Annotated in this window: 11 protein-coding genes; 5 read left to right on the forward strand and 6 right to left on the reverse strand. The window is 73.9% G+C overall.

What is annotated here, in order from left to right; all coding sequences use genetic code 11:
- The 3 genes from ACIPN7_RS12015 to ACIPN7_RS12025 form a co-directional block, all read right to left on the reverse strand.
- Positions 1-2,127 carry an iron ABC transporter permease gene (locus ACIPN7_RS12015; protein ID WP_400541775.1) on the reverse strand — a complete coding sequence of 709 codons (2,127 nt, stop codon included), beginning with the start codon at positions 2,125-2,127 and terminating at the stop codon, positions 1-3.
- Between the two features lie 4 nt (positions 2,128-2,131).
- Positions 2,132-3,157, reverse strand: coding sequence for an ABC transporter substrate-binding protein (locus ACIPN7_RS12020; protein WP_400541778.1), 1,026 nt, complete (start codon positions 3,155-3,157; stop codon positions 2,132-2,134).
- A gap of 95 nt (positions 3,158-3,252) precedes the next feature.
- Positions 3,253-4,074, reverse strand: coding sequence for an ABC transporter ATP-binding protein (locus ACIPN7_RS12025; RefSeq protein ID WP_400541781.1), 822 nt, complete (start codon positions 4,072-4,074; stop codon positions 3,253-3,255).
- Between the two features lie 124 nt (positions 4,075-4,198).
- On the opposite strand from ACIPN7_RS12025, the gene ACIPN7_RS12030 reads away from it, so the two are divergent.
- From ACIPN7_RS12030 to ACIPN7_RS12040, 3 genes are read left to right on the forward strand one after another with little or no spacing between them, the layout of a single operon-like run.
- Complete coding sequence (locus ACIPN7_RS12030; RefSeq protein ID WP_400541784.1) at positions 4,199-5,686, forward strand: DUF3375 domain-containing protein; 1,488 nt, start codon at positions 4,199-4,201, stop codon at positions 5,684-5,686.
- Positions 5,679-6,350: a DUF4194 domain-containing protein gene (locus ACIPN7_RS12035; RefSeq protein WP_400541787.1), complete on the forward strand. Its 672-nt coding sequence runs from the start codon at positions 5,679-5,681 to the stop codon at positions 6,348-6,350. The genes ACIPN7_RS12030 and ACIPN7_RS12035 overlap by 8 nt, the downstream gene beginning before the upstream one ends.
- The gene (locus ACIPN7_RS12040) at positions 6,347-9,703 is read left to right on the forward strand and encodes an ATP-binding protein (RefSeq protein WP_400541790.1); all 3,357 of its coding nucleotides are present in this window, start codon (positions 6,347-6,349) and stop codon (positions 9,701-9,703) included. The genes ACIPN7_RS12035 and ACIPN7_RS12040 overlap by 4 nt, the downstream gene beginning before the upstream one ends.
- Positions 9,704-9,733: 30 nt before the next feature.
- Here the strand turns inward: ACIPN7_RS12040 and ACIPN7_RS12045 are convergent, their stop codons facing one another.
- A complete protein-coding gene (locus tag ACIPN7_RS12045; protein ID WP_400541793.1) occupies positions 9,734-10,648 on the reverse strand; it encodes a glycoside hydrolase family 43 protein in 915 nt (304 codons plus the stop codon).
- Positions 10,649-10,904: 256 nt separating this feature from the next.
- On the opposite strand from ACIPN7_RS12045, the gene ACIPN7_RS12050 reads away from it, so the two are divergent.
- Positions 10,905-11,609 carry a DUF4232 domain-containing protein gene (locus ACIPN7_RS12050; protein ID WP_400541795.1) on the forward strand — a complete coding sequence of 235 codons (705 nt, stop codon included), beginning with the start codon at positions 10,905-10,907 and terminating at the stop codon, positions 11,607-11,609.
- A gap of 134 nt (positions 11,610-11,743) precedes the next feature.
- Entirely contained in the window at positions 11,744-12,433 is a 690-nt protein-coding gene (locus ACIPN7_RS12055) for a hypothetical protein (RefSeq protein WP_400541797.1), read from the forward strand.
- A 15-nt stretch (positions 12,434-12,448) separates the two neighbouring features.
- Here ACIPN7_RS12055 and ACIPN7_RS12060 read toward each other — a convergent pair whose 3' ends face one another.
- Both ACIPN7_RS12060 and lgt read right to left on the reverse strand, forming a co-directional pair.
- Positions 12,449-13,705: an MFS transporter gene (locus ACIPN7_RS12060; protein ID WP_400541800.1), complete on the reverse strand. Its 1,257-nt coding sequence runs from the start codon at positions 13,703-13,705 to the stop codon at positions 12,449-12,451.
- A gap of 146 nt (positions 13,706-13,851) precedes the next feature.
- On the reverse strand, positions 13,852-14,850 hold the full coding sequence (gene lgt / locus ACIPN7_RS12065; RefSeq protein ID WP_400541803.1) for a prolipoprotein diacylglyceryl transferase: 999 nt from the start codon (positions 14,848-14,850) through the stop codon (positions 13,852-13,854).
- Positions 14,851-14,925 lie beyond the last annotated feature (75 nt).

A 14,925-nucleotide genomic window follows, 5' to 3' on the forward strand; every position in this document is an offset into this window, starting at 1 on the left:
TCACGCCCGCGAGCGCGCGAGGAGCCAGACGAAGTACGGCGCGCCGAGCAGCGCGACCGCCAGCCCCGCGGGGAGCTGGGCCGGCGCGATGGCGGTGCGGCCGAGCGTGTCTGCCAGGCCGAGCAGCACGGCGCCCAGCAGCATCGCGACCGGCAGCACCCGGGCGTGCCGGCCGCCCACCAGGGCGCGCGCGGCGTGCGGCGCGACCAGGCCCACGAAGCCCACCACGCCGACCGCGGTCACGCTCGTGGCCGCCAGCACGGCGGCCACGGCGAGCACGACCAGCCGGCTGCGCTCCAGCCGGACGCCCACGAGGCGCGGTGTGTCGTCGTCGAGCGCGAGCAGGTCCAGCTCCCGCCGCACGGTCACGGCGAGCGGCACCGCGAGCGCCAGCGTGACGACCACGGGCAGGACCTGTTCGAGGCTGCGGCCGTAGGTGGTCCCGGACAGCCAGGTGTAGATGCGCGGCGTGTTCCAGGGGTCGGAACGGAGCAGCAGGAACGTGGTCAGGGCGGTGGTGAGGTAGCCCAGGCCGATGCCGATGAGCACGAGGCGGTCGGCGTGCAGCCCGCCGCGCCAGGCCAGCAGGTAGACGGCGGCGAAGGCGAGCAGGCCGCCGACGACGGCGGCCACGAGCATCGCGCCGTTGCTCGCGGCGACGCCGTTGCCCCAGGTGGTGCCCGCGACGGCGGTGACGACCACGACGGCGCCGAGGCCGGCGCCCCCGGTGATCCCGAGGATGCCGGGTTCGGCGAGCGGGTTGCGGGCGGTGGCCTGCACCATCGTGCCGGACAACGCGAGGGCGGCCCCGGCGACGACGGCGGCCAGCACGCGGGGCGCGCGCTCGTCGAGCGCGAACCGGACCACGGCCGGGCCCTGGTCGTTCAGCCAGAGCGCGATGTCGCCGGTGCGCAGCCAGGTGGAGCCGGCGAGCAGGCCGAGCAGCACGACGCCGACCGCGAGGGCGACGCACATGGAGAGCACGATGACGAAGCGGCGCGTGCTGCGCGGCCCGGTCCCGGCGGCGGGCGGCCGGCGGGAGGGTCCGGCGTCGCGCAGGCGCCGCGCGAGGAGCACCATGATCACGGCTCCGGCGATCGTGGTCGCGACGCCCGTGGGGACGGCGAGCGCCTCCTCAGCACCGAGCAGGGCGCGGACGACGGCGTCCGCGAGCACCACGACGAACGCGCCGAGCAGCCCGGCGGCGGGCAGCAGGATGGCGTGCCGGTGCAGCGCGGGAACCACGCGGGCCAGGAGCCGGGCGACGACGGGTGCGGCGAGGCCGACGAACCCGAGGGGGCCCGCGAGGGTCACGGCCGCGGCGGTGAGCAGCACCGCCAGCAGGACGCCGATCGCGCGGGTCGAGCGGACCGGCACGCCGAGCGCGCCGGCGGTGTCGTCGCCGAGGCCGAGCACGTCGAGGCGCCGGGAGACGAGCAGGCCGCCGAGGGTGGCCAGCAGGACGACGGGCAGCGCCCGCCAGAACGCCGTGAGGTTGAGCTGGCTCAGGGAGCCGCTGCCCCAGGCGAACAGGCCGGTGGTCTCCGTCTGGAAGAGGATGAGCAGCGCGGAGGCGGCGGCCTGCAGCGCGAGCGCGACGGCGGAGCCGGCGAGCACCAGGCGCGTGGACGACGACCCGGCGCCGCCGGCCAGCCCCAGCACGAGCCCCGCGGCGGCGAGGCCGCCGGCGAACGCGACGGCGCCCGAGGCCCACAGCGGCACGGCGAGCCCGAAGGCGGCCACGGCCACGACCGCCAGATAAGAGCCGGCCGTCACGGCGAGCGTGTCCGGCGAGGCCAGCGCGTTGCGGGCGATCGACTGGAAGAGCGCCCCGGCGACGCCGAGGGCGAACCCGACGGCCACGCCGGCCGCGAGGCGCGGCAGGCGTGACCCGACGAGGATGTCGCGGACCGCCGACGCGTCGTCGGCGTCCTGCCCGGTGAGCAGGCGCAGCAGGTCGCCCGTGCCCACGCCGGACGTGCCCTGCGTCAGGTGCCAGGCACCGACGACGAGCACGGCGAGCGCGAGCACCACCAGGGTGGCCCCGCCCGTGGCCCACGTGACGGGGCGGGAGGCGGGGGCCTGGGGCAGGGTGTCCGTCGCGGACGGCGACTGCGTGGCGGTCATGGCGTCAGTTCGTGAAGACGTCGACGTACGCGTCGACGATCTTCTCCGCGGAGCGGGGGCCGCCGAACGTCCAGGTGTGCTCCGGGAACGCGTGCGCACGGTCCTCGGTGACGGCGGGCAGGTTCGCCCAGACGTCGTTCTTGGTGAGCTCGGCGGTCCAGTCGTCCTCGCCCTCCTTGGTGCCGGTCCAGAGCAGGGTCGCGTCGCCGACGTCGGTCATGCCCTCGATGTCGGACTGGCCCAGGCCGTAGGCGGGGTCCACCTCGCCGGTCCAGGCGTTGGTCAGGCCGAGCTCCTCGCCCAGCTCGCCGACCAGCGAGCCCTGGCCGAACGGGCGGATCGAGACGTTGCCGCCGTCGACCCAGCCGTCGAAGTACACGAAGTCGGTGCTCTCCGGGGCGGCCTCGGTGACCTGCGCCTTGGCGTCGGCCAGGTGCTGCTCGAACTCGTCGGTCACGACGGCGGCGCGCTCGGTGCGGCCCGTGGCCTCCGCGATGATGCCGAAGGTGTCGAGCATGGTCCCGATCGGGTCGGCGGCGTCGGCGCCCTTGGTGGCGAGCACCGGCACGTCGTAGGCCTCGAGCTTGGCGATGATCTCGTCGTCGGGCGTGTAGGCCTCGATGATGACCAGGTCGGGGTCGGCGGCGTACAGGGCGTCGAGGTTGGGCTCGCCGCGGGTGCCGACGTCGGTCACGCCCTCGGGCAGCTCCTCCGCGTCGTTCCAGGTCGCGTAGCCCTTGACGTCGGCCACGGCGACCGGGTTGACGCACAGGCTGAGCACGTCCTCCACCTGCTGCCACTCCAGGACGGCGACCCGCTCGGCCGGCTTGTCGAGCTCGACCGTGCGGTCGAACGAGTCGGTCAGCGTGACCGGGTCGGTCGACGTCGTGACATCGGCGCAGTCGCCGGCGGCGGCCTCGCTGGGCGCGGCCGGCGCGGCCGCGCCGGGGTCGGTGGTGCCGCACGCGGACAGCGTGAGCGGCAGGATCAGGGCGGCGCCCGCCAGGGTCGCCTTGGTACGCGGGGACATGGGTCTCCTCAGGTTCGTGACACGTCGTGTCGGTGCAGTGCCGGGTGCGGCGGGTGGTGCGGGCGCCGGCGGCGTCCTGCGGTGCTGGGGTCTGTTCAGCGGGTCCGGCCGTGGTGCCGCCCGCGCGGATGCACGCGGACCCGGCCGGTCCCGGGGTCGGTGGTCACGTCGATCGGCAGGCCGTACGCGAGCGAGAGGTGCTCGGCCGTGAGCACCTGCGCGGGCGGTCCGGCCGCGAGCACGCGTCCCTGGTGCAGCAGCACCACGGCGTCGGCGACCGACGCGGCGTGGTCCAGGTCGTGCAGGACGATGCCGACCGCGGTGCCGTGCTCCTCGGCGAGGTCGCGCACGAGGTCGAGCGTCTCGACCTGGTAGCGCAGGTCGAGGTGGTTGGTGGGTTCGTCCAGCAGCACCACGCCGGTCTCCTGCGCCAGGCAGGTGGCCAGCCAGACGCGCTGCACCTCGCCGCCGGAGAGCTGGTCCACGCCGCGGCGGGCCATGCCGGCCACGCCGGTGATGTCCATCGCGCGGTCGATCGCGGCGTGGTCGGCGTCGGTCAGCGGCGCGAACCGGCGGCGGTGCGGGTGCCGGCCGAACGCGACGACGTCGCGCACCTCCAGCCCGGCCGGGTGCGGGCGGGACTGGGCGAGCAGCGTGACGCGCCGGGCGAAGTCGCGCGCCGACAGCGGGCCGACGTCGACGGCGTCGTCGGCCGTGGCCCCCAGGCTGACGGTCCCCTGCTGCACCGGGTGCAGCCGCGCCAGCGAGCGCAGCACCGTCGACTTGCCGGACCCGTTGGGTCCGACGAGGGCGGTCACGACGCCCGGCGGCAGGTGCACGGCGACGCCGTGCACCACGGCGGTGCGCTGGTAGCCCAGCACGAGGTCGTCACCACGAAGGGCGGTAGGGGCGGTCACGGAGGTAAGCCTAACCTTATGTCCGGGGTGCCCCGGGTGTCCGTCTCATTCCTCACCCGCTGCGCGGGCCTTCGGCCGCTCTCGTGCCCGTCGATGTCGGACTGTCCACGTACCCTGGTCGGCGATGAGCACAGCCACCGTGGAGGGCGCGTACGAAGGTGCGCTCCGAGCGTTCAAGAACCCGATGCTGGACCTGCTCCACGGGACGTACGCGCCGTTCGTCGTGACGATGCTGGCGCTGGTCTTCACCGCGCGGCCCCAGGTCCCGGTGGCCGACGCGCACGCGGAGATCGACGCCGCCCTGGACCGCCTGCGCGCCGCGGGGTACGGCGAGGAGGGCAACGCGCCGCTCCCCGTCGGCAGCTCGCGCGACCTCTGCCGCGGCTGGGTCCGGTCGGGCTGGCTCAAGCGGCACGTGCAGGACGGCGTCGAGGTCTACCAGGTCTCCGCGCACGGCGTCGGTGCCCTCGAGGTCGCGGGCCGGGTGGGCGGCGCGCGCACCCGGGTCTCCGAGTCCCGGGTGCGCACCCTCCTCGACGCCGTCGAGGAGCTGGCGCAGGACGCCGACCCGGACGTGCTGTCCCGGATCGCGCGGCTCGACGCCGAGATCCGGGAGCGCACCGCCGAGGTCGAGCGGCTGGAGCGCACCGGCGCCGTCGAGCCGGTGAGCGACGACCAGCTCCTGGAGGAGGCGGAGAACGTGCTGCACCTCGCGCGCGAGCTGCCGGCCGACTTCGCCCGGGTGGTCGAGTCGATCAAGCAGGTCCAGCGCGACGTCGTCACCGACCTGCGGCAGGACGTGCGCCCCACGGGCGAGGTGCTCCGGGAGTACCTCGCGCGCGGCAAGGACATCATGGAGTCCACACGGGAGGGGCGCGCCTTCGCCGGGGCGCTCGCCCTGATCGGCCGGGCCGAGCACATCGACCAGCTCGCCGGGAACGTCCGCGTCATCCTGGGGCACCCCTTCGCGGAGCAGCTCCCCGCGCCCCAGCGGCGCGAGCTGCACGAGATCGCGCGGCGCATCGAGCAGGGCGTGCGCGAGGTGCTGCACGCGCAGCAGCAGGCCTCGCACGTCATCACCACGCAGATCCGCAACCACGACCCGCTGCGGGACCGCGAGGTGGACGGGCTGCTGCGGGACGTGATGTCCGGGTTCCAGCAGTGGATGCCCGCGTCACGGCACAAGCAGGCGGTGGAGCCGATGCGGCGGCTGCCCGTGGCCGACGTCGGGCACCTGCGGCAGAAGGTCGACGGCCTGCGCCCGCCCGCTCCCCCGACGCCGCTGGAGGCCTGGGAGATGGGCGCCGTGCCGGACGACGACTCCCGGGCCTGGGGCGGTCCGCACTACGCGGACCTGGAGAAGCACCTCGCCGGGCTGCCCCGCGAGGACGGGGGCGTAGACGTCGCGACGGCGTTCCGGGCCGCGCCCGAGCGGCTGCGCCGGCCGGTCGACCTGCTGGGCCTGCTGGAGATCGCGCACCGGCACGGCATGGTCGAGACGGACGAGGTGGTGACCGTCGAGGCGGTCCGGCCGGACGGGACGCGGCGGCGGTTCGCGTTCGGCGGTGTGGCGATGAGGGACGAGCACGAGGGCGGGACGACGGATGAGTGAGACGGTGACGGACGAGGCGGGCTTCATCGAGCCCGCCCCCATGGAGGACGACCAGACGGAGCTCTTCGCGGGCGACCGCGGCCTGCTGGACCCGGAGGTCCGGCGCGTGCTGGTCCGGCTGCTGCAGCGCCGGTTCCTGACGGCGGAGAAGAACCGGGCGCAGTGGAAGACGCTCCTGGAGCACCAGTCGGTGATCGAGTCGCGCCTGCACGACCTGTTCGTGCGCCTCGTGGTCGACCACGACCGCGGCATCGCCTACAAGCAGCAGGTGCGTTCGGGCGAGGTCGACGTGCCGATCCTGCTGCGCGACGACCCGTACAACCGCGTCGAGACGCTGGTGCTGGTGCACCTGCGCACCGTCTACCAGCACGAGGCGAGCTCGGGCGAGACCTCCGCGCGGATCGACCTGGAGGACATCGAACAGGGCGTGCTCACGTTCTTCGACCTGGACGACAACAACCTCGTGCGCCCGCAGCGCGAGATCCGCGACGCGGTGGGGCGCCTGGCGTCCGAGGGCCTGATCGACGAGGAGTCGAGCGGCCGGTACCGCATCACGCCGCTGGTGGAGGTCGTGCTCGACAACAGCCGGCTCGCGGAGCTCACGCGCTGGCTCGCCGACCGGCGGGCGGGCGGCCCGAAGACCGACGAGGAGAACCTTTCGTGAGCATGATCGAGACGCTGTGGGGGCTGGTCCCGGCGCGGTCGACCGGCCAGCAGTGGGTGGCGCAGACGCTGCAGCTCGTCAACTGGGGCGGCTACCACGGCCACCACCACGTGCGCTTCTCCCCGGGGGCCACGCTGTTCAGCGGCGGCTCGGGGTCGGGCAAGTCCACGCTCATGGACTCCTACATCGCGCTGATCATGCCGCACACCACACCGTTCAACGGGGCGTCCAACGGCGGGGTGACCGGCAAGCCGCGCGGCAAGGAGCAGCGCAACATCCTGTCCTACGCGCGCGGCAAGCTCGACGAGAAACGGGTCGACGGCGAGACCCGGGTGCGGGTGCTGCGCGGCGAGAAGGAGGACACCTGGTCGGCGATCGCGATGACGTGGGTCGACCAGGGCGGGGCGACGTTCACCGCCGTCCGCGCCTGGTACGTGCCGTCGTCCGCCCGGACGCTGGAGAACGTCACCGCGGTGCGCGGCACCTGCGACGGGCCGTTCGACCTGACCGGGCTGGAGGAGGCGGCCCGGCACCGGTTCGACCGCCGGGCCGTGACCCGCACGGGGCTGACCTGCTTCGAGACCGACCGGGACTACACCGCGCGGCTGCACACCGCGCTCGGCATCGGCGCGAGCGGCGACGGGCACAAGGCCGTGGGCCTGCTCGGCCGCATCCAGGCCGGCCAGCAGATCACCACGGTCGACGCCCTGTACAAGACGATGGTGCTGGAGGAGCCCTCGACGTTCGCCACGGCCGACGGCGCGGTGCAGCAGTTCGACGAGCTGTCCGCCACGCGCGACCGGATGGTCACCGCGCAGCAGCAGGTCCGCGCGCTCGGGCCCGTCCGGGAGCACCGCGGCGCGATCGACCAGGCCGTCGAGCGGCTGCGCCTGATCGACGCCGTCGGGCAGTTCGCGGACCCGGCGGCCCCCGCGGCGCTGTGGCTCGCGGGCCGGCGGCTGGACCTGCTGCGCGCGTCGGAGGCGGACCTCCAGCGGCGGCGCGCCCGCGCGCGGGACGAGGCGACCGAGCTCACCGTGCGGGTCTCGGCGGCCCGGCTGGAGCGGGACGCGGCACGGGACCTCCTGGGCGCCGCCGGCGGCGACCGGCTGAGGAAGGCGCAGGACGAGGTGGACCGGCTGGAGGCCCGCATCGAGCCCGTCGCCGCGGCCCGGGCCCGGTTCGACACGCTGCTGACGGACATCGGGGCCGAGGTGTCGGACGCCGCCGGCTTCGACGCCGTCGTCGAGCAGGCGCACCGTGCGCTGAACGACGCGGACGCGCGCGCCGCCGCCCGGCGGCGCTTCACCGAGGCGACCCTCGCCGAGCAGGCCGCCGCGAAGGAGCTCGAGACCCTGCGGTCCGAGCTGCGGACCGTCAGCGCCCGCAAGGACAACATCCCGTCCGACCTGCACCGGGCCCGTGCGGCCCTCGCCGAGGCCGCTGGCCTGTCCGCGGACGAGCTGCCGTTCGTGGGCGAGCTGATCGAGGTGCGCACCGAGTTCGAGCCGTGGCGCCAGGCGTTCAACCTGGCACTGGGCGGCTTCGCCACCGAGATGCTGATCGACGTCGCCCACGTCAAGGCCTTCCGCGCAGCGATCAACGCGGTGCCCACCGCGCGCCGGGTCCGGTTCCGGGGCGTGCCGACCGGGCGGCGCGACGAGGCCGCCGTCCAGGACCGCACCCTGCCCGCCCGCCTCGACCACCGGCCGACGCCGTTCACCGGCTGGCTCCGGCAGGAGCTCGCCGACCGCTTCGGCTACGTCTGCATCGACTCGCCGGCGCAGTTCGCGCTGCACCCCAAGGCGGTGACGATCACCGGTCAGACGTCCGACGGCCGGCGGGGCGCCCACGGCGGCCAGGGCGTGACCAACGTGCTCGGGTTCTCCAACGCCCGCCGGCTCAAGGAGCTGGAGGGCGCCGTCGCCGAGGCGGAGGCGGCGCACGCCGCCGCCACGGGCGCGCTGGAGGCCGCGACGGCCGGGCTCGACTCGTTCGAGAAGCAGCGCGGCGCGTACGAGAAGATCGCCGACCTGACGTGGGAGCAGGTCGACCTCGACGCCCTGCGGACCGAGCTGGGCCGCTGGACCGCGATCGTCGAGGAGGTCACGTCGGACAACCCGGAGATCGGGCGGCTGCGCACCGAGCTCGGCGCCCTGGAGGACCGGGTCACCCGGCTGACCGAGGAGAGCGGCGTGGCCAAGAGCCGGGCCGGCGACCTCGAGTCCGCGTGGGAGCGGACGGCGGACGCCGTCGACACCGCGCAGCGCACCCTCGACACGGCCGAGGCCGACGGGACCCAGGTCGCCGCCGCGCACCGGGAGTACCTCCAGGGGCTGTTCGCGGGCGAGCAGGGCGCCGACGGCTCCCCCGCTCAGGCCGTCGAGCGCTTCGACGCGGCGCTGGACCGCGCGGCGGCGCGCGTCCGGGACGACCAGGGCGAGGCACAGGCCGCCGCCGGCCGGGGCCGCGCGGCCCTGCACGACATCTTCGAGACGTTCAAGGAACGGTGGCCCAACCCGAACCTCGGCGTCGACCCGGACACGTCGTACGACGACTACGAGCGGCTCCTGACCGACCTGGAGAAGAACGGGCTGCACGAGCTGGAGGCGGAGTGGCGCGACAGCCTGCTCCGGCTGTCGGGCGCGGACCTGACCAAGCTCGACAGCGACATCTCGACCGCCGTGCGCGAGATCCGCGACCGGATCGACCCGGTCAACCGGATCCTCGACGGCCTGGACTTCTCCGACGAGCACCACAAGCTGCACATCGAGCTGCGCGACACCGCCTCGCCGGTGCGCTCCCGGTTCCGCGCCGACCTCCGCGCCGTGCGCGAGGCCATCGCGAGCGCCCGGAGCGACGCCGACCGGCAGCGCGCCTACACCCGCATGGCCAAGGTCGTCGACCGCGTCCGCCGCACCGCCCCGGAGTTCCACGACCTGATCGACGTGCGCAACCACGTGCGGATCAGCGCCGAGAAGCTCACCAAGGACGGCGCGCACGTCGCGGTGTACGACCACATCGGCGAGAAGTCCGGCGGCGAGTCCCAGGAGCTGGTCGCCTTCATCGTGGGCGCGGCCCTGCGCTACCAGCTCGGCGACGCCGGCGCGGAACGACCGCGCTATGCGCCGGTCTTCCTCGACGAGGCGCTCATCAAGGCCGACGCCCACTTCACCGGGCGGGCGATCAACGCCTGGCGCGGGCTCGGCTTCCAGCTCATCATCGGCGCCCCGAACGACAAGCACAGCGGCATCGAGCCGCACGTGGACGCGGGCTACGTGGTGCTCAAGGACACGAGCGGCAAGTCGTTCACGCAGCTCACGGTGGGGTTGCCGGACGAGGCGCCGGGGTAGCTCGACGCCTCGTCCGGGGCACCCGGCCGGTCAGGCCAGGTCCAGCTCCGTGCGCGGGCCGAGGAACCTCGGCACGTCCGGGCCGCCGTCCGGCGCCGGCTCGAAGACCAGCTCCGTGAGCCACATCTGGCGGCCCGGCTCGGGCGCGTTGACCGCGCCGGGCGGCCAGGCGTGGTGCACGTACCAGGTGCGCCCGTCGCGCTCGACGACCATGCCGTGCCCCGGCCCGGCTGCCACCTCGTTCGACACCATGACCGGGCCGTCCTGCGGCTTCACGTACGGGCCGGTGGCCCGGTCGGCCACGGCGTAGCCCACGCCGTACCGGTCCGAGTCGAACGCGTTGCCCGAGTAGAACAGGTAGTACCGCCCGCCGTGCGGCCAGACGTACGGGCCCTCCACGAGCGTGCCCTCCCACTCCTGGTCCTGCTTCAGGATGCGGCTCGGCTCGCCCTGCAGGCGCAGCCCGTCGTCGGACAGCCGCTGCACGTAGATCCACGTGTCGACACCCACGTGGTTGCCGTCGTTCTTCCACAGCAGCCAGCGCGAGCCGTCGGCGTCGGTGAACGGCGACGCGTCGATGGAGCCGCCCTCCTTGTCCTGGCACAGCAGCGGCCGGTCGGCGTCGTCCCGGAACGGGCCGTACGGCTTGTCGGCCACGGCCACCCCGACCGCCTGCACGTCGGTCGCCCGGTCGTGCGCCGTGTAGTACGCGACGTACCGCTCCCCCACGACCGCGACCTCGGGCGCCCAGTTCAGTCCGGGCTCGATCCACGACGCCAGCTCCGGCATCGCGTCGCCCACCGGCTCCCAGCGCACGAGGTCCTGGGAGCGCAGCACCGGCAGCGCCTCGACGCGGTTCTTCGTCGCGTACGCCCAGTAGGTCCCGTCGACCTCCAGGACCGCGGGATCGGGAAAGTTGGAGCCGTACACAGGGTTCGTCGCCATCGTCTGTCCTGCCCTCTCGCTCGACACGTGGGTCACGCGCGGACCCGCCATCAGCGCACCAGGCTAGGAAAGATGTCCGGTCCTCGCCGAGGTGTCCACGAGGTTCCGACCTGGGCCACGGTGTCGCGCCGCGCCGGGGTGAATATTGTTGCTCAGAGCAACTCGACGGGATGATCGAACCTCTGCAACGATCGACGCGGCCGCAGGGTGTGGACGCGGCCGTCGGTTGGCTGGATCTGCCCGAGGGGAAGTTCGTATGACCAAGCACAGGATCGTCAGGACGATGTTCGGCGCCGCGGGGGTCGCCGCACTGCTCGTCACCGCGGGACGCTCGGCGAGCTCCGCGGACGACGACGCCGCGTCGGGCACACCGTCCGCGTCGTCGGCCGGTTCGACACCGTCCGCGTCGGCGGAGTCACCGTCGGGTGAGGCGTCGGGCGAGGCGTCCGGCGAGGCGTCGGAGCCCGCCGCGACGGCGAGCACGACGGACGGGACGGGATCGACGGACGAGACCGGCACCACCGAGGGCCGCTGCCAGACGCCGGAGCTCGCGGGCAGCCTCGTGCCGGTCGAGGGCGGCGCCGGGGCCGGGCACTACGAGATCGAGGTCGTGCTGAAGAACGAGGCGCCGGAAGAGTGCTGGCTGCAGGGCTGGCCGGGCGTGTCCTTCGTGGGCGACGGCGACGGCACACAGATCGGCGAGGCCGCCACGTTCGACCGGTCGAGCCCGCACGAGACGGTGACGCTCGCGCCCGGGGAGGCCGCCCACGCCGTCGTCCGGGTCTCGAACGCCGAGAACTACGGGGACGAGTGCGGGCAGACGCCCGCCGACGGGCTGCGGATCTACCCGCCGGGCGAGAAGCGCTCCCTGTTCGTCCGGAACGACCAGCTCATGCTCACGGCGTGCGCCGACTCGGACGAGTCCCTGCTGCAGGTCCAGGCCCTCCAGCCGGCGAGCTGAGGACCCGGCGGGCGCGGCGCCCAGAAATGACCTCGGTCCGTTGCTTTGAGTTCGGTCCATCAACCGACCGGTCTCAGGGCAACGGACCGATCTCATGACCGGACCCGCCCGCCGGCTGTGCTGTACTACCCGGCGTGACAGACCTGGACGATGAGCCTGCGCGCGATGACGGCACCCGTGCCACGGGCGCGCGACGGCGAGCGATCCGGACCGCCAGGACATCACTCCTGGTCGGAGTTCTCGCCGCGCTCGCCGCTCTTGGGGTCTCGCTCGGACTCGGCAGAGGTGACCTCCTACTCGTCGCCAGCCTGGGCGGCGGCACCCTTACCTTTCTGCTCTGGACCGTCTCGTGCGCGTCCGGCGTCGTGCTGAGCATGACCGGGTTCCGGCTGTTCGTCATCGGCTATGAGGCGTTCACCGCCGCGATGGCCGCACTCTTCCTGTGTGCGTTCGTCCTGTTCGCGGTCATCGCCACGCTCTTCACAGGTCTCATGACCCTCCTGTCCGCGGAGACGCGCTACGTCGTGCTCGGCGAGCTCGACCGGCCCGCCGACCAGCGGATCGTCGTCGGGGAGAGCTTTGCCGTCCACCACATCCACTGGCGGGTCTACCAGGGCGGCCCGTTCCACTACCGGGACATCACGGAGTCGCTTCTCACCGACCCGGACTGCCACGAGCTCGGTGCCGACCGAGGATTGACGCCGTTCGCGCGCGGCGACTACACCCTCACGACCGACGCCCAGGGCCGGGATGTCCTGAGCTTCGCCGCCGACGAGCCGCTCTGCGACAACGACGGGACGTACGACCTGGTGCTCCCGGACTAAGCGGTTTCCCCCGCGTCACCGGCCTCCGCGGCCGCCGCCCGCCAGCGGGAGGTCCTTGCGGGAGGAGAGTGCGACAAGCACCAGGCACAGCGCCGCGGCGGCCGCCCCGAAGCCGAACATCTGGCCGTACGACCACGTCGCCTGGAGCCAGGCGAGCACCATCGGGGCGAAGAACCCCAGGTAGGTCAGCGAGTAGAAGACGGCGGTCAGGCCGGCGAGCTGACCCGGCCCGGCGATGCGCGCGACCTCGCTCAGCCCCGCGACGAGGCCCAGCCCGTAGCCGGTGCCCAGCACCACGGCCGCGAGCACGCCGAGCGGCAGCGACGGCGACACCGCCGCCCACGCCGCGAGCGCCATCCCGACGGCGACGATGCCCAGCGCGACGATCGACGCGCGGGCCGACGCCGGGGTGTCGATCCGCCGGGCCACGGCCTGCATGCCGATGCCGCAGCCGAGCGAGAGCACCGTCATGCCGCCGGCGAACGCGATGGGGATCGTCCCGGCGTGGTCGGAGAGCAGCGCGGGCAGCACCGCGTACGCGCTGCCGCCGCAGCCGAACACCCAGGGCGCGAGCGGCACCACGACCCGCAGGAACCGCTTGTGCCCGACGGCGGTGATCCGCAGGTCGTCGAGCAGCGGGCCGCGGGCGTCGCGGTGCAGACCGGGGTTGGTCTCGGGCACGCGCAGCAGCCACACCCCGGCGGCGAGGGCGCCCGCCGCGTGCACGACGTAGGCCAGGTGGGTGGGCCAGGGGCCGAACTGGGCGAGCATCGCGGCCACGCCCGCGCCGAGCAGGAAGCCGACGGTGAGCGACAGGGAGCCGCGCCGCGGGCCGGCGGCGCGGTCGCCCGTGCGGGCGCTGAGCTCGGTGATCCACGTGCTGCCCACGGCCATCACCAGCCCGAGCGCCACGCCGCACAGCACGCGGCCGGCGGCGAGCAGCAACGGGCTGGTCGGGTCGAGGGCGAGCACGAGGGAGCCGAGGGCGCCCACGGGCGCGGCGGGCAGCAGGAGCGGACGGCGGCCGTGCCGGTCGGACAGCGGCCCGCCGAGCAGCAGCGCCGGGACGATGCCGAACACGTAGGCGGCCAGCAGCGCGTCGACCGTCACGTCGCCCAGGTGCCCCTGCTCGCGGTACATGACCAGCAGCGGCGTGAACTCGTTGCCGCCCCACGCGATGGCCAGCAGGACGGCGGCGACGGGCCACCAGGTGCGCGGTCCCACGGGGAGGCGTTCGGACGCAGGCGTGTCCCCGGGGAGCGAGTGTGGCATGACCACATCCTCCGCAATGGATGCCCGGGTGAACAACCTGAGGGGCTGTGAGGGTGCACACAGGCGCCTGGCCGCTCCCCGGCCCGGTCGGCGCGGCCGACGCGCCTCGGGGAAGTGCTGCGGTGGCTTTGCCCGCCTGGGGCCGGCTACTTGGTCCCGGCCGGGTCCACGGGGCTCGAGTCGGCGTCCACGCCGGTGTCGACGTCGCTGCCCGCATCGCCGTCCGCCGACTCCGCGTCCTCATCTGCCGGCTCGCGGCCCGGCACGTAGACCGAGAGCTCGGGCTCCGGGTGACGGCGGCCCTGCACGATGATGATGGCGATGCCCAGCAGCACCGCGATACCCGACGTCCAGATGTTCGCGGGGATCCCCAGGGGCGCGTCGCTCGTGGGGTCGATCCGGATGGACTCCAGCCAGCTCCGGCCCAGGCCGTACCAGATGAGGTAGAGGCCGAACATGCGGCCCCAGCGCAGACCGGCCCCGGGCGTGCCGCCGTCGGCGAGCAGGGCCTCGTTCCGGCGCACCACGCGGCGCTCGATGAACAGGAGCACCGCCACCCCGATGAGGTTCCAGATCATCTCGTACAGGAACAACGGGTGGAACAGCGTCCCCTCGGGCGTGCCGGTGGGGAACATCGGCGCGTCGGTGCGGATCTCCAGACCCCAGGGCAGCGTGGTCGGCAGGCCGAACAGCTCCTGGTTCACGTAGTTGCCGAGCCGGCCGATCGCCTGGGCCACCAGCAGGCCGGGCGCGAGCGCGTCGGCGAAGGACCAGAAGCGCAGGCCGGAGATGCGGCACCCGATCCAGACGCCAACGGCGCCGCCCAGCAGCGAGCCGAACAGCGCGTTGCCGCCCTCCCAGATGCGCACCCATGCCCAGGCGTCGACCTCGGGTCCGGTGAAGTCGCCGAGGTGGGTGAGCACGTGGTAGATCCGCGCACCGACGATGCCGATCGGCACCGCCCACATCGCGACGTCGACGGCGATCCCGGGGGCGGCTCCGCGCGCGCGGAGCCGCCGGTCCGTGATCCACGCGGCGGCGACGATGCCCGCCAGGAGGCACAGGGCGTAGGTGTGGATGGTGAGGGGGCCCAGGCTGAACTGGGACCACACCGGGTCAGGGCTGGGGATACTGGCCGGAAGCACGACCTGAAGGTACCGCGAACCGGCCCCGACGTGGGCATCGGCTCGGCGGAATTCCCTTACCGACCATCACCACGC

Source organism: Promicromonospora sp. NPDC090134, from assembly GCF_044746965.1.
GTDB lineage: Bacteria > Actinomycetota > Actinomycetes > Actinomycetales > Cellulomonadaceae > Promicromonospora.

What these genes read in the sequence shown, in the direction of transcription:
- ACIPN7_RS12015 (WP_400541775.1), bottom strand. Translation starts at nt 2,127, where the DNA reads ATGACCGCCACGCAGTCGCCGTCCGCGACGGACACCCTGCCCCAGGCC.
- ACIPN7_RS12020 (WP_400541778.1), bottom strand. Translation starts at nt 3,157, where the DNA reads ATGTCCCCGCGTACCAAGGCGACCCTGGCGGGCGCCGCCCTGATCCTG.
- ACIPN7_RS12030 (WP_400541784.1), top strand. Translation starts at nt 4,199, where the DNA reads ATGAGCACAGCCACCGTGGAGGGCGCGTACGAAGGTGCGCTCCGAGCG.
- ACIPN7_RS12035 (WP_400541787.1), top strand. Translation starts at nt 5,679, where the DNA reads ATGAGTGAGACGGTGACGGACGAGGCGGGCTTCATCGAGCCCGCCCCC.
- ACIPN7_RS12045 (WP_400541793.1), bottom strand. Translation starts at nt 10,648, where the DNA reads ATGGCGACGAACCCTGTGTACGGCTCCAACTTTCCCGATCCCGCGGTC.
- ACIPN7_RS12050 (WP_400541795.1), top strand. Translation starts at nt 10,905, where the DNA reads ATGACCAAGCACAGGATCGTCAGGACGATGTTCGGCGCCGCGGGGGTC.
- ACIPN7_RS12060 (WP_400541800.1), bottom strand. Translation starts at nt 13,705, where the DNA reads ATGCCACACTCGCTCCCCGGGGACACGCCTGCGTCCGAACGCCTCCCC.